The 14,387-nt window shown below is 65.3% G+C and carries 13 protein-coding genes; 6 read left to right on the forward strand and 7 right to left on the reverse strand.

Annotated features, from left to right (window positions below; translation table 11 throughout):
• Nucleotides 1-151: 151 nt before the first annotated feature.
• Together VGR99_RS18680 and VGR99_RS18685 are read left to right on the forward strand one after the other, a co-directional pair.
• The gene (locus VGR99_RS18680; RefSeq protein WP_326900280.1) at nt 152-895 is read left to right on the forward strand and encodes an SDR family oxidoreductase; all 744 of its coding nucleotides are present in this window, start codon (nt 152-154) and stop codon (nt 893-895) included.
• Nucleotides 896-907: 12 nt separating this feature from the next.
• Nucleotides 908-1,324, forward strand: coding sequence for a cupin domain-containing protein (locus VGR99_RS18685; RefSeq protein WP_326900281.1), 417 nt, complete (start codon nt 908-910; stop codon nt 1,322-1,324).
• 4 nt (nt 1,325-1,328) lie between these two features.
• On the opposite strand, the gene VGR99_RS18690 is transcribed toward VGR99_RS18685, so the two are convergent.
• From VGR99_RS18690 to VGR99_RS18715, 6 genes are all read right to left on the reverse strand, one after another.
• Nucleotides 1,329-2,333 (reverse strand): 4-hydroxythreonine-4-phosphate dehydrogenase PdxA, encoded by a 1,005-nt coding sequence (locus VGR99_RS18690; protein ID WP_326900282.1) that lies wholly within the window; start codon nt 2,331-2,333, stop codon nt 1,329-1,331.
• Complete coding sequence (locus VGR99_RS18695; RefSeq protein ID WP_326900284.1) at nt 2,330-3,880, reverse strand: tripartite tricarboxylate transporter permease; 1,551 nt, start codon at nt 3,878-3,880, stop codon at nt 2,330-2,332. Before VGR99_RS18695 ends, VGR99_RS18690 begins: the two co-directional genes overlap by 4 nt.
• An 11-nt stretch (nt 3,881-3,891) precedes the next feature.
• Nucleotides 3,892-4,374, reverse strand: coding sequence for a tripartite tricarboxylate transporter TctB family protein (locus VGR99_RS18700; RefSeq protein ID WP_326900285.1), 483 nt, complete (start codon nt 4,372-4,374; stop codon nt 3,892-3,894).
• A gap of 179 nt (nt 4,375-4,553) precedes the next feature.
• Complete coding sequence (locus tag VGR99_RS18705; protein ID WP_326900286.1) at nt 4,554-5,546, reverse strand: Bug family tripartite tricarboxylate transporter substrate binding protein; 993 nt, start codon at nt 5,544-5,546, stop codon at nt 4,554-4,556.
• Nucleotides 5,547-5,601: 55 nt separating this feature from the next.
• Nucleotides 5,602-6,855, reverse strand: a complete 1,254-nt coding sequence (locus tag VGR99_RS18710; protein ID WP_326900287.1) for a CoA transferase — start codon at nt 6,853-6,855, stop codon at nt 5,602-5,604.
• 11 nt (nt 6,856-6,866) lie between these two features.
• Complete coding sequence (locus VGR99_RS18715; protein WP_326900289.1) at nt 6,867-7,661, reverse strand: enoyl-CoA hydratase/isomerase family protein; 795 nt, start codon at nt 7,659-7,661, stop codon at nt 6,867-6,869.
• A gap of 116 nt (nt 7,662-7,777) precedes the next feature.
• On the opposite strand from VGR99_RS18715, the gene VGR99_RS18720 reads away from it, so the two are divergent.
• From VGR99_RS18720 to VGR99_RS18735, 4 genes are all read left to right on the forward strand, one after another.
• The gene (locus VGR99_RS18720; protein ID WP_326900290.1) at nt 7,778-8,443 is read left to right on the forward strand and encodes a GntR family transcriptional regulator; all 666 of its coding nucleotides are present in this window, start codon (nt 7,778-7,780) and stop codon (nt 8,441-8,443) included.
• A 100-nt stretch (nt 8,444-8,543) separates the two neighbouring features.
• Entirely contained in the window at nt 8,544-9,026 is a 483-nt protein-coding gene (locus tag VGR99_RS18725; protein ID WP_326900292.1) for a VOC family protein, read from the forward strand.
• Nucleotides 9,027-9,319: 293 nt separating this feature from the next.
• Entirely contained in the window at nt 9,320-10,291 is a 972-nt protein-coding gene (locus tag VGR99_RS18730) for an MBL fold metallo-hydrolase (protein ID WP_326900293.1), read from the forward strand.
• A gap of 198 nt (nt 10,292-10,489) precedes the next feature.
• Nucleotides 10,490-11,176, forward strand: coding sequence for an alpha/beta hydrolase (locus tag VGR99_RS18735; RefSeq protein WP_326900294.1), 687 nt, complete (start codon nt 10,490-10,492; stop codon nt 11,174-11,176).
• 60 nt (nt 11,177-11,236) lie between these two features.
• Here the strand turns inward: VGR99_RS18735 and VGR99_RS18740 are convergent, their stop codons facing one another.
• A complete protein-coding gene (locus VGR99_RS18740) occupies nt 11,237-14,383 on the reverse strand; it encodes an efflux RND transporter permease subunit (RefSeq protein WP_326900295.1) in 3,147 nt (1,048 codons plus the stop codon).
• Between the last annotated feature and the right edge of the window lie 4 nt (nt 14,384-14,387).

Here is a 14,387-nt window from a genome sequence, read left to right on the forward strand (position 1 = left end):
GACGATATGTCTTGGCGGTTTCCGGCAACGCAAGCCGGTTTCAGGCAAGAGCCTGCCCCATTGCTCCTGTAAAACGCCGCTCACATCAGCCGGACGTGGGCACCAAGCTCTTTGAACATCTCACGTTCGCAACATGCCGAGGAGACAGGCCATGAAGATCGTCGTGATCGGCGGCACCGGATTGATCGGATCCAAGCTCGTGGCGAAGCTCAAGCAGCACGGCCACGAGGCCATCGCAGCCTCGCCGAAATCCGGCGTGAATGCCGTGACCGGAGAAGGCCTCGCAGCAGTGCTGGCGGGGGCGGATGTCGTCGTCGACGTTGCCAACGCGCCGTCCTGGGAACCCGCCGCCGTGCTCGAATTCTTCCAGCGTTCGAGCAAAAATCTTGGCGCGGCGGAGGCCGCAGCAGGCGTGAAGCATCACGTCGCGCTATCGATCGTGGGGACCGAACGGTCGCCCGACAATTCGTACTTCCGGGCCAAGCTCGCCCAGGAGACCATCATCAAATCCGCAACGGTCCCCTACTCGATCGTGCGCGCCACGCAGTTCTTCGAATTCCTCGGCGCCATCGCCGAGACGGCCGTGGTCGACGGCAAGATTGTCGTCCCGTCCGCATTGTTTCAGCCGATCGCAGCCGAAGATGTGGCCGATCGCCTCGCCGAGGTCGCCATGGGTCAGCCGCTCAAGGGCACCATCGATATCGCGGGACCCGAGAAAGCCCCCTTCAATGAATTCATCGCCCGCCGCCTGAAGGCGTCCGGCGATTCCCGTCCGGTGGTGGGAGACCCGAAGGCCCCCTACTACGGCGCCCCCATCGACGACACATCGCTGAACCCGCTCGGCGAGGCCAGGCTCGGAAAGATACCGCTCGCAACATGGCTCGCGAACCTCTGAGAAGGAAATCCCATGCGCAGATTGCTGATCGCAGCCGCGGTTTATGCCGCATCGGTGCTGACGGCCCAAGCGGCAGAGACCGCAGCACCGCTGGCCAAAGTGTCGGTCGTATTCGACCAGGCGCTGCCGAATGTCCCGGGCAAGAGCATGAAGGGCGTGCTGGTCGAGTACGGTCCCGGCGGCTCCTCACCGGCCCACATCCACGCACCCTCGGCGTTCATCTACGCCACGGTCCTGGAAGGCGCGATCCGTAGCCAGGTCAATGACGGCCCCGCCAAGGTCTATCACAAGGGCGAGAACTTCTCTGAGAAGCCCGGCGACCGCCACGCCGTCAGCGCCAATGCCAGCGCGACCGAGCCCGCAAAATTGCTGGCCGTGTTCGTGGTCGATACCGCCGACAAGGAACTGACCACGCCAATCGCGAAGTAGCGAACTAGCTGGCGCGGCGCGCGGCCATCTCGGCTGCGAGCAGCAGCGCGGCACGGCTGGCGCCGATCGAGGCGATGCCCTGCCCTGCGATATCGTAGGCGGTGCCGTGCGCGGGCGTGCAGATCGGGAACGGGAATCCGCCGAGCAAGGTGACGCCGCGATCGAAACCCATCAGCTTCATCGCGATCTGGCCCTGGTCGTGGTACATCGTCAGCACCGCATCGAAGGCGCCGGCCTTGGCGCGCAGGAACACGGTATCGGCGGGAAACGGTCCCTCGGCGGCAATGCCGTCGCGCTGACCGGCAGCGACCACGGGCGCGATCACGTCGATCTCCTCGCGGCCGAAATTGCCGCCGTCGCCGGCATGCGGATTGAGCCCGGCGACCGCGATGCGCGGCCGGGCAAAGCCGGCGTTGCGCATGCAGGCATCGGTCAGTTTCAGCGCGCGCTGGATGCGATCACTGGACAGCTTTGCCGCGACGTCCTTGAGCGGAATATGCGAGGTGACCCGCGCATTCCAGAGCTCGCCGAGCACGTTGAATTCACTCGCCGGAGTCTTGAGCCCGACCACTTCGGCGGAAAACGCGATCTCGTCGTCATATTCGGCGCGGGCAAGCCGCATCGCCTGCTTGTTGAAGGGTGTGAAGCAGACGGCGTCGACGCGGCGGTCGCGGCCGAGCTCGAGGGCGTGCTTGTAATTGGCCAGCGCGAATTTTCCGCCGGCAAGGGTCGCGGTCTTGGGCTCGACCTCGCGGGGCTCGAGATGGCGGAGATCGACGAACAGCGCATCACCCTCAGCCGCGCGAAGGTCGGCGCCCTGCTCCACCATCGTCAGCCCCGGCTTGACGCCCGCAACGCGCGCGCCCTCGTCGAAGATGCGGCGGTCGCCGATCACGACGATCCGGCCCCGGGCTCGGATATCGTCCTGCGCCACCAGCTTTGCCGTCAGTTCCGGGCTGATGCCGGCGGGGTCTCCCATCGCCAGTGCAATGAGCGGCTTTGCGGTCATATGGTCACCTTCTCTCGGTCGGACGACTGGTCTGTCGTGTCATGAGTGGGAGGCGCGGGCTTGCGCACCAGGCGCGCGAGCTGCAGCACGAGCGGAAGCAGGAGCAGCGCGATGCCGCCGACGATCAGGCAGGTCACCAGCTTGTTGGCGAAGAATATCCCGAGCGATCCCTTCGACATCAGCATCGACTGCCGGAACGCATCCTCGGCCTTGTCGCCGATCACGATCGCGAGCACGAGCGGCGCCAAGGGATAGAACAGCTTCTTGAAGAGGTAGCCGACGATCCCGAAGCCGAGCATCATCACCACGTCGAGATAGGAGTTCGACACCGAATAGGCGCCGACGACGCAGATGATCACGATCAGCGGCGCGATGACGACGAAGGGAATCCGCATCAACGCGGCGAACACAGGCACGGTCAGCAGCACCAGCGCGACGGCGACGATGTTGCCGACATACATCGAAGCGATCAGGCCCCAGACGAAGTCTTTCTGGTCCACGAACAGCATCGGTCCGGGATTGAGGCCCCAGATCATCAACCCACCCATCATCACGGCCGCGGTCGCCGAGCCGGGAATGCCGAGCGAGAGCATCGGCAGCAGCGCGCTGGTGCCGGCGGCATGATCGGCCGTCTCCGGCGAGATGATGCCTTCCACCTCGCCGGTGCCGAAGTATCGGCCACGGCGCGAGAAGCGGCGGGCGATGCCGTAGCTCATGAAGGAGGCCGCGGTCGGGCCGCCCGGCGTGATCCCCATCCAGCAGCCGATCGCGGCGCTCCGCAGCAGCGCAACGCTGTGGCGCGGCAGCCGGCCGACCGCGCGGAACACCTCGGCCCAATCGATTTTCGAGGACACGGCGCGGGCATGAAATTCCTCCTCGACCGCGACCAGCAACTCGCCGATGCCGAACAGGCCCATCACCGCGACGACGAAGTTCACGCCCTTCACCAGCTCGTCTACGCCCATGGTGAGGCGGACGCTGCCGGAGACGGTGTCGATGCCGATCGCGGCGATGGCAAAGCCGATCGCCAGCGCCACGACCGTCTTGATCGGCGCCGCGCCGCCCATGCCGACGAAGCTGGCAAAGGCCAGGAAGTAGACGGCGAAATATTCCGGTGGCCCGAAGGCGAGCGCGACCTGCGCCACCCACGACGCCAGGAAGGTGATCAGGATGACGCCGATCAGCGCACCGAACGCGGCCGAGCCGAAGGCGGTCGCGAGTGCCGTGGTCGGCCGGCCGTCGCGCGCCATGGGGTAACCGTCGAAAGTGGTTGCGACGGAGGACGGCTCGCCCGGGATGTTGAACAGGATCGAGGTCACGGAGCCCCCGAAAAGCGCGCCCCAATACATGCTGGAGAGCAGAATGATCGCCGACACCGGCTGCATGCCGAAGGTCAGCGGCAGCAGCAGCGACACGCCGTTGGGCGCGCCCAGCCCCGGCAGCACACCGACGAGAATGCCGAGCAGCACGCCGACCGCCATCAGCACCAGGTGCGGCAGCGTGATCGCGATGGTGAAGCCGTGGAGGAGCTCCTGGAGATTTTCCATCGGCCTCGCCCTCAGAAGCCGAACGCGGCGGCGAGCGCGCCGTGCGGCAGGCTGACCTGGAACATGCGCTCGAACACGACATAGAGCGCGACCGCCGTCGCCGCCGCCATCGCCAGCGCACGCGGCACGGATTGATGTCTTGGGATTGCGAGCACCGCGAAGATGTAGAGGGCCGAGGCAAGGTACATGCCGAGCAGCGGGATCGCGGCCACGAAGATCGCGGCCGGCACGAACAGGCCGGCAAGCCGGCGCAGCTCGATCGGCGTGATGGCGATCGGCACGTTTGCAAGCGTCGCAGCCGGCAGCACGCCCCGCACCAGATTGTAGAGGCTGCCGACGACGATGATGATGCCGGTCAGGAACGGGAACGTGCCGGAGTCCACGCCCGCACTCGACCAGCCGATGCCGTTGTCCAGACTCTGGACCACCACAGCGACACCAAAGCTGCCGGTGAGGACGGCAGTCGCAAGTTCAAGCGCACGACGCGAGATCATGGGCAACTCCGGCGAAACAGTCCTCGTCCTAAGGAGCGCGCAATTGCGCGCGTCTCGAAGGACGGCTCCGGGTGACATCGCATCCGCGGCCATCCTTCGAGATGCCCGCCTCCGGCGGGCTCCTCAGGATGAGGACAGTGGGTGCAGTCAGCGCCGCGATCGAAGGCCATCTACCAGCCCTACTTGACCAGCCAGCCCTGCTCGCCGGCGACCTGCTTGACGTGCTCGAGGTCCTCCTTGATGAACTTGTCGAACTCGGCGCCGGTCAGGAACGTGTCGACCTGGGAGGTCTTCTCGATGTAGTCCTTCCATTCCGGCGTCGCCTGCACCTTCTTCATGAGGTCGACATAGTACGCGGCCTGGTCCGGCGTGATCTTGCCGGGCAGCCACACCGTGCGCGGCTGCTCATATTGCTTGATGTCGAGCCCCTGCTCGACGCAGGTCGGGACGTCGCTCCAGCCCTCGGTCGCCGTGACCTTGGCGCCCTGCGGCAGGCGCTTCGGGCTGAAGACGCAGAGCGGGCGCTGCGTGCCGCCCCGCCATTGCCCGATGCTTTCGCTGGGATTGTTGACGTGGGAGTCGAGATGCCCGCCGGCGAGCTGCACGGCGGTCTCGGCGCCGCTCTTGAAGGGGATGTAGGTCAGCTTGATCTTGCCGGCCTTCTCGATCATGCGCGTCAGCACCTCGTCGGTGTCCTTGGACTGCGCGCCGCCCATCTTGAAATCGCCCGATGCAGCCGCCTTCAGATAGTCGCCGGCATTCTTGTAGGGCGCGTCCTGCTTGACCCAGAGCAGGAACTCGTCCTGCGCCATCGCGGCGATCGGGGTGAGATCGGTGTAGTTGAAGGCGACCTTTGAGACGAGCGGCTGCTGCCAGGCATTCGAGGTGCCGAAGATCACCTTGTAGGGATCGCCCGCGGAAGCCTTGCCGTAGACATAGCCTTCGGCTCCGCTGCCGCCGCCCTTGTTGACGACGACGATCGGCTGCTCGGTCAGCTTGTGCTTGGTGATGATGTTCTGCACCGCGCGGGCGAGATTGTCGGTGCCACCGCCCGGCCCTGCGGTCGCTACGAACTCGATCGGCTTTTGCGGCTGCCAGGCGGCGAGCGCCGGCATGGCGCCGGCGATCACGGCCGCAGCCGCAGACAGCAGAAGCTTTGACGTCCCACCCATGATTTCCTCCAGCTTTTATGTTTTGTCTTGTTTTGTTGGTTCTATCGACGTCCGGTCAGGCGACGCGTTCCTCGCGCCTCCCTTCGGCCAGCACGATTGCGCCTTCTTGCTCGAGCGCTTCGATTTGCTTTGGGTCGAAACCATATTCGGCCAGCACGTCGCGTGTATGCTCACCGTAGACCGGCGCGCCTGACAGCACTTTGCCCGGGGTCTCAGAAAACTTGACGGGAAGCCCGATCGTCTTGACGGGGCCGAGCGTGGAGTGCTCGACCTCGACGACCATCTCGCGCGCCAGCGTCTGCGGATCGCTCAGCGCCTCCAGCATGTTGTGCACCGGACCACACGGCACGCCCTTCTCGTCCAGCGCGGCGAGCCAATGCGCCCGCGATTTTGTGCGGAAGCGCTCGCTCAGGACGGCTTCGAGCTCCTTCAAATTCGCCATCCGGTCGGAACCGTTGACGAAGCGCGGATCGGCGGCAAGCTCGCTGGCGCCGAGTGCCTCGAGCATCAGCAGCCAGTGCTTCTTGTTGGCGCCGCCGACCACGAGCCAGCCATCGGAGGCCTCGAACGCCTGGTATGGCGCGTTGAGCGGATGCGCCGAGCCCATTGCGCGCGGCGCGGTGCCGGCGGCGAGCGCGATGGTGGATTGCCAATAGGTCTGCACCAGCGCGGCCTCGTAGAGCGAGGTCTCGACCCACTGCCCTTCGCCGGTCTTGAGGCGGTGGGTATAGGCGGCCAGAATGCCCATGCTCGCGAGCAGGCCGGCGGTGATGTCGGACAGCGGCGGGCCGCATTTGACGGGCGGCCCGTCCGGCCGCTCGCCGGTGAAGCTCATGATGCCGCTCATGGCCTGCGCGACGAGGTCAAAGCCCCGGCGGTGCTTGTAGGGGCCGGTGCGGCCAAAACCCGACAGCGAGCAATAGATCAGCGATGGATGCTGCTTGTGCAGTTCCTCGTAGCCGAAGCCGAGGCGCTCCATGGCGCCCGGCGCAAAGTTCTCGACCAGCACGTCGGCGGTTGCGATCAGCCGCCGCAGCACCTGCTTGCCGCCGTCGGTCTTGAGGTCGAGCACGATGCCCCGCTTGTTGCGGTTCATCATCAGGAAGGAGGCCGCCTCGTCGCCGATCTTCGGCGGCACCGAATGACGGGTGTCGTCGCCATTCGGCGACTTCTCGATCTTGATGACGTCGGCGCCCATGTCGGCGAGCATCAGCGTGCAGGTCGGCCCCGCCATGACATGGGTGAGATCGACGACCTTGAGGCCGGCGAGCGGTCCGGAACGGCGGGAAGTGGATTGCGAGCTTTGCATCGGGGGGCGTCCTATTGCCCGCGCCATTGCGGCGCGCGCTTGTTGAGGAAAGCATCGAGCCCTTCGCGAAAGTCCTGGCTCGTGTAGCACATCAGGATGAGGTCTTCGCCCTCGTCCCGCGTCAGCCGCCGCTGCAGCCGGGCGACCGCCTGCTTGGTTGCGGTCAGGGTCAGCGGCGCATGGCCGGCGAGCAACCGGGCGACTTCGTCGGCGCGCTTGTCGAGCGCAGCGATGTCCTCGACGACCTCGCCAAGCAGTCCGACGCTGGCGGCTTCAGTGGCGTCAATGAGGCGCGCGGTGAAGATCAGATCCTTGACGCGCGCGGCGCCGATCAGCGCGGTGAGACGGCTGACATTGGACATCGACAGGCAATTGCCGAGCGTCCGGGCGATCGGAAAGCCGATCTTTGTGCTTGCCGTCCCGATGCGCAGGTCGCAAGCGGCGGCGATGCCCGCTCCGCCGCCGGTGCAGAAGCCGTTGATTGCGGCGATGGTTGGCACCCGGCACTGCTCCAGCGTCGAGAGCACCCGGTCGATCCGGTTCTCGTAGTCGATGGCGTCCTGCGGTGTCCTGAACTCGCGGAACTGGTTGATGTCGGTGCCCGAAGCGAAGGCCTTGTCGCCGGCCCCGCGCAGCACCAGCACCTTGATCGCACGATCGCCGTTGGCCTGTTCGCAGATCGCTGCGAGGCGCTCGTACATGGCGAAGGTGAAGGCATTGCGCGCCTGCGGGCGGTTGAAGGTGATGCGCCCGATGCCGTCCTTGCATTCAAAAACGAGGTCTTCCGCCTCTGTGGCCTGGTCCATTTCCTCATGCCCTCTTGTTTTTTGCATTTTTGAATGCAAAATTTGTGATTATCAAGCTGGAACTTCCGAATATCGGTCGATATTCTCATTTTTGCATTCAAAGCGGAGCGCTTCCCATGCTTCACGAGGAGGTCGTCGGCCGCATCCGCGCCATCCTGCTCGACGGCGAGATCCCGCCCGGCGCGCGGATTCCCGAGCGCGAATTGTGCGACCGGCTGCAGATCTCGCGCACGCCGCTGCGCGAGGCGCTCAAGGTGCTCGCCGCCGAAGGGCTGGTGCAGCTCCTGCCGCATCGCGGCTCCCGCGCGGCCAAGTTGACCGACAAGGACATGCGCGACCTGTTCGAGGTCTGCCAGGGACTGGAGGCGTTGGCCGGCGAGCTCGCCTGCGAGCGCATCAGCGATGCCGAGATCGGCGCGATCGCTGCCGCGCATGAGGAGATGGTGCAGAATTATCGCAAGGGCGATCTGATCCAGTACTATCGCGGCAACCGCGCCATTCACGAGGGCATCGTCGCCGCGGCCGGAAATCCCGCGCTGACCGGGCTCTATGCCTCCGTGACCGCGCGCATCCGCCGCGCGCGCTACGTCACGCCGATGACGCCGCAGCGCTGGGCGTTCGCCGTGAAGGAGCACGAGGCGATCCTCAACGCGTTGCAGCGGCGCGACGGCGCCGGCCTCTCGCACATCCTGCGTGCGCATCTGCGCCACAAGCGCGAAGAGGTTTTGCAGGCGGGCTTTGCCGAGACTGATACAAGCGACGTCGCGCTGCGGATCGCGTGAGCGGCGTTGCCGGCGGCACACGCGTTCCGCATCTGGCCTTCGCACCACTTCCCTGCAATAACGCCCCCGCAAATCGGTCACGACATCGGGCGACGCTGCAATGAACCAACCGAAGCTCTCAGACCCCGTCGCGCGTGCGAGCTCCGGCAGCACGGGCAGCGCGCCGCAAGGCGGCTTTGCCGATCTGGTGCCCGAACTCAGCGTCTCCGATCTCCAGGCCAGCCTGTCGTTCTGGCGTGACCTGCTCGGCTTCGAGATCGCCTATGACCGCCCTGCGGCCCGGTTTGCCTATCTGGTCCGGGGACGCTTGCAGGTGATGCTGTGCGAATTGAACGGCCGCTGGGAGCCGGCCGAGATGCAGCGTCCGTTCGGGCGCGGCGTCAATTTCCAGATGGTGGTCGATCACCTCGCGCCGACGCTCGACGCACTCGCTGACGCCAATTGGCCGCTCTACGAGCCGCCGAACGAAGCCTGGTACCGGGTCGGCGAGCTCGAGCTCGGCCAGCGCGAATTCCTGGTCCAGGATCCGGACGGCTACCTCTTGCGCCTCGTCGAGCGCCTGGGATCGCGCGCGCCGGCGTGACGTGAAAAAGATTCTGCGCGTCCCGCCGTATCGCGCGGCCAGCAGACACAATCGCGACACAATCATTGATTGCATTGCGGCAGCATTGACCGGATCATCCTGACGACGAAACGTCGGCAGTCGATGTGTTTTGTCGCGCGCCGGAATTGCATTTCGAATTCCAAGACGCCGCGCACGCGCGCGAAGCAATTCCACTTGCTAGCTTGTCTGAACCGGCGCAGCATCGCACCGCTGGCTTCAGGCCGACATAACGCGCGACAAAGTCGCGCAGCTAAAAAAAGTGGAGGAAACGAATGACGCTCAACGTTTCACGTCGATCCCTGCTCGCGCTTGGTGCAGGATTGGGAGCCAGCACCATGCTCGGCAGCAGCGCGATCGCACGTGCGCCCAAGCTCGGCACCCAGACGCCCTACTGGCACCGCTTCATTCTCGGCGATGCCGAGGTGACCGTCGTCTCCGACGGACCGCTGCCGCTCGGCGATCCCTCCGGCACGTTCACCGGCGTGCCGAAGGAAGAGGTGAAGAAGATGCTGTCCGACAACTTCCTGTCCCCGGACAACGTCGTGCTCGAGCAGAACTCGCCGATCGTGAACACCGGCGACAAGCTGATCCTGTTCGACACCGGCATGGGCAGCTCCAAACTGTTCGGCTCCACCACCGGCCGCCAGCAGAAGAGCATGACCGAGGCCGGCATCAAGCCCGAGGACATCGATGCGGTGGTCTGCTCGCATGCCCATATCGACCATATCGGCGGCATCGTCGACGACGGCGGCAAGCCGCTGTTTCCCAATGCGCAGGTCTACATCTCCCAGACCGATTTCGACTTCTGGACCGATGAAGGCAAGATGGGCAGCGCGGCCAAGGATTTCGTCGTGCACGCCCGCAAGAACCTGCTGCCGGTCCGCGACCGGATCAAGTTCTTCAAGGACGGCGAGGAATTCCTGCCCGGCATCCAGGCGATCTCGGCGCCCGGTCACACCGTCGGCCACACCATCTTTATGGTCTCCTCGGCCGGCAAGTCGTTCGCCTTCCTCGGCGACCTCTCGCACCATTCCGTGCTGCTGCTGGAGCGGCCGCGGATGGAATTTTCCTACGACACCGATCCGAAACAGGCCGCCGAGTCGCGCGTCAAACTGCTCACCATGCTCGCGGCCAACAAGATTCCGGTGATGTCCTATCACTTCGCCTGGCCGGGCTACGGCCACGTCGCCAAGGCCGGCGACGGCTTCCACTATTATCCCGAGCCGATGCAGATGACGCTGTAGTTTTCAAGCACAGGTCCGGGTGGCGCACGCCGCCCGGACCACTCGGCTCATGATGTGAGCCCACCCATTTCACATTCGCCCGATTATCCTTGCGACCCTCTGTCTGCTGATGCGATGGCGCGTTAGACGTGAAGCTCGCGCCGCCTCGCGCTCCGCGAGCAGCTCTCCTCGCCGTTGCGCCATCAAACGGAGACCACCATGACCAAACCAGGCATTGTTTTCGCGCACGGCCTCTGGGCCGACGGATCGTGCTTCGGCAAGCTGATCCCGACGCTGCAGGCTGAAGGCCATGAGGTGATGGCGAGCCAGCATGGGCTCGATTCACTCGCGACCGACGTCGCAAGCGTGACGGCATGTTTTGGCCGCGTTCCCGGACCGGTGGTCCTCGTTGGCCACTCCTATGGCGGCACGCTGATCACGCACGCCGGCACCGATCCGCGGGTGGCCGCGCTGGTCTACATCGCAGCGCTGGCGCCCGATGCCGAGGAAACCTCGCAGAGCCTGCTTGCAAAGTTCCCGACGACGCAAGTGTTCGGCCATCTCGACGTGCCGCAGGGCCGGATCTGGCTCAAGCCAAGCGGCCTCACGCATTTTGCCGGCGACCTGCCCGAAGCGGAGCAGAAGCTGGTGTATGCGACGCAAGGCGCGCCGGTCGCGGACCTCTTCGCACAGAAGGTCGACGGCACGGCCTGGAAAACCAAGCCGAGCTGGTACGTCCTCGCCGCGAAGGACCAGACGGTTCACCCCGACATGCAGCGCTTCGTCGCCAAGCGCATGAACGCCACCGTGACCGAAGTGGCATCGTCACACGTTCCCATGCTGTCGAAACCGGACATCGTCCTTGACGTCATTCGCAAGGCTGCGAGCGCGGTCGCAGCGAAGTGACATCGGTTGGCGAGGGCCGACGCTGATGACATTATGGGCCATGCAGCTGGCGGATTAGGCCTATTCCGCCGGCTCGGCATAGGCCGCCGTCTGCGGCACGGCAGCATCCGTCCTTGCGCCCGGGAAGATCCGCTTCACCAGCACGAACAGCGCCGGGACGAAGAAGATGCCGAGCACGGTTGCCGCGATCATGCCGCCGGCAACGCCGATGCCGACCGCGTTCTGGCTGGCGGAGCCCGCCCCCGTCGCCACCGCGAGCGGCAGCACGCCGAGGATGAAGGCGAGCGACGTCATCAGGATCGGGCGCAGGCGCTGGCGCGCGGCATGCAGCGTGGCCTCGACGAGGCTGCGGCCGGCCGCGATCTGCTCCAGCGCGAACTCGACGATCAGGATCGCGTTCTTCGAGGCCAAACCGATCGTGGTCAGAAGGCCGACCTGGAAATAGACGTCGTTGGCCTGGCTGAACAGCGTTGCCCCAACCAGCGCGCCGAGCACGCCGATCGGCACTGTCAGCATGACCGCGAAGGGCACCGACCAGCTCTCATAGAGCGCGGCGAGGCTGAGGAAGACGATCAGCAGCGATATCGAATAGAGATACAGCGTCTGGCTGCCGGTCAGCCGCTCCTGGAACGACAGGCCGGTCCATTCATGGCCGTAGCCCTTGGGCAGCTTCGCCATCTGCTCCTCCACCGCCTGCATGGCGACGCCCGAGCTGATGCCCTGCCCGGCCTGGCCCTGCAGCTCGACGGCGGCAACGCCGTTGTAGCGTTCGAGCCGCGGCGAACCATAGCTCCAGCGATGGGTGGCGAGCGCCGAGAACGGCACCATGGAGCCGGCGGTGTTGCGCACGTACCAGCGGCCGATATCGCTGGTGTCCATGCGGAACGGTGCATCGCTCTGGACATAGACCTGCTTGACGCGGCCGCGGTCGATGAAATCGTTGACATAGGCGCCGCCCCAGGCGGCCGACAGCGTGGTGTTGAGGTCGCTGAGGTTCACGCCGAGCGCGGTGGCCTTGGCCTGGTCGACGTCGAGGTTGAATTGCGGCGTGTCGTCCTGGCCGTTCGGCCTCGCCTGTGCGACGCGCTTGTCGGCGGCGAGCTGGCCGAGCAGCTGGTTGCGCGCCTGGATCAGCGCCTCGTGGCCGTTGCCGCCGGTGTCCTGGAGATAGAGGTCGAAGCCGCCGGCATTGCCGAAGCCGGGAATCGAGGGCGGCAGCACCGCGAACACCATGGCATCGCGGATCTTGGCGAAGGCGCCCATGGCGCGGCCGACCACGGCCTGCGCCGAGGCCGCCGGACTCTTGCGCTCGTCGAACGGTTTCAGGCTGACGAAGGCAAGGCCCACATTCTGCCCCTGGCCGGCAAAGCTGAAGCCGCTGACCGCGAACACACCTTCCACCGCGTCCTTCTCGTTGTCGAGATAGTGATGCTCGACCTGCTTGATGACATCGAGCGTACGGGCCGAGGTCGCGCCGACCGGAAGCTGGATCAGGGTCATGATCGTCCCCTGGTCCTCCTCGGGCAGGAATGAGCTGGGCAGCCGCTGGAACAGGACGACCATGCCGGCGACGATCGCGACGAAGGCGATGATCACGGCGGTGACGCGCTTGATGGCGGCGCCCGCCCCGCGCTGATAGCCGTCGGCCATGCGGTCAAAACCGCGGTTGAACAGCCCGAAAAAGCCGCGCTGGCTGCCGTGATGTTTCGGCGGCTTCAGGATGGTCGCGCACAGAGCCGGCGTCAGCACCAGCGCCACCAGCACGGACAGCAGCATTGCGGTGACGATGGTGAGCGCGAACTGCCGGTAGATGATGCCGACCGAGCCGTTGAAGAACGCCATCGGGATGAACACGGCCGAGAGCACCACGCCGATTCCGACCAGCGCGCCGGTGATCTCGCGCATCGACTTCTCGGTTGCCTCGCGCGGACCGAGCTTCTCCTCGACCATCACGCGCTCGACGTTCTCGACGACGACGATGGCGTCGTCGACCAGAAGGCCGATCGCCAGCACCATCGCGAACATGGTCAGCGTGTTGATGGAATAGCCCGCGAGCGACAGCACGCCGAACGTTCCGAGCAACACCACGGGCACCGCGATGGTCGGAATCAGGGTGGCGCGCCAACTCTGCAGGAACACGAACATCACGACGAAGACGAGCGCGATCGCTTCGAACAGCGTGTGGATCACCTTCTCGATCGACAGCTTCACGAACGGCGTGGTGTCGTAGGGGTAGATGACGCGCAGCCCCTCCGGCATGGTGGTGCTGAGCTGAGCGATGCGCGTCTTCACGGCTTCCGAGGTCGAGACCGCATTGGCGCCGGTTGCAAGGCTGATGCCCATGCCGGCGGCGGGCTTGCCGTTGTAGCGCGCCGTGGAATCATAGGACTTCGAGCCGAGCTCGACGCGCGCGACGTCGCCGATGCGGACCGTCTGGCCCGACGAGGCCGTGCGCAGGATGATGTCCTTGAACTGCTCGACCGTCTGCAGGCGGCTCTGCGAGGTGATGGTGGCGTTGAGCTGCTGGCCGCCGACGGCCGGCAGGCCGCCGAGCTGGCCGGCCGTGACCTGGATGTTCTGCGCCTGGATCGCCGTGGTGACGTCGCCGGGCATCAGATTGTATTTGGCCAGCTTGTCGGGATCGAGCCAGATCCGCATGGCATATTCGGCACCGAACAACGTCACCTGCCCGACGCCGGCGACACGGCTGATCGGATCGTTGATCGAGGACGCGACGTAGTCGGCGATGTCACTGGCGGCAAGGCGGCCATCTTCGGAGACGAATCCGAGCACCATCAAAAAGCTCGCCGACGACTTCACGACCTTGATGCCCTGCTGCTGCACCACCTGCGGCAGCAAGGGGGTGGCGAGCTGAAGCTTGTTCTGCACCTGCACCTGGGCGATGTCGGCGTCGGCCTCGTTGGTGAAGGTCAGCGAGATCTGCACGACGCCGGTCGAGGTGCTCGACGACGACATGTACTGGAGATAGTCGAGGCCGGTCATGTTCTGCTCGATGACCTTGGTCACCGAGTTCTCCGCGGTCTCGGCATTGGCGCCGGGATAGGTCGCCGTGATGGTGACGACGGTCGGCGCGATCTGCGGATATTGCGCGATCGGCAGCCGCATGATCGCGAGCACGCCGCCCAGCATGATCAGGATGGCGATGACCCAGGCGAAGATCGGCCGCTTGATGAAAAAGTGCGACATGACG

The organism is Bradyrhizobium sp. (assembly GCF_035935975.1).
In the GTDB taxonomy this organism is placed as follows: Bacteria; Pseudomonadota; Alphaproteobacteria; order Rhizobiales; family Xanthobacteraceae; genus Bradyrhizobium.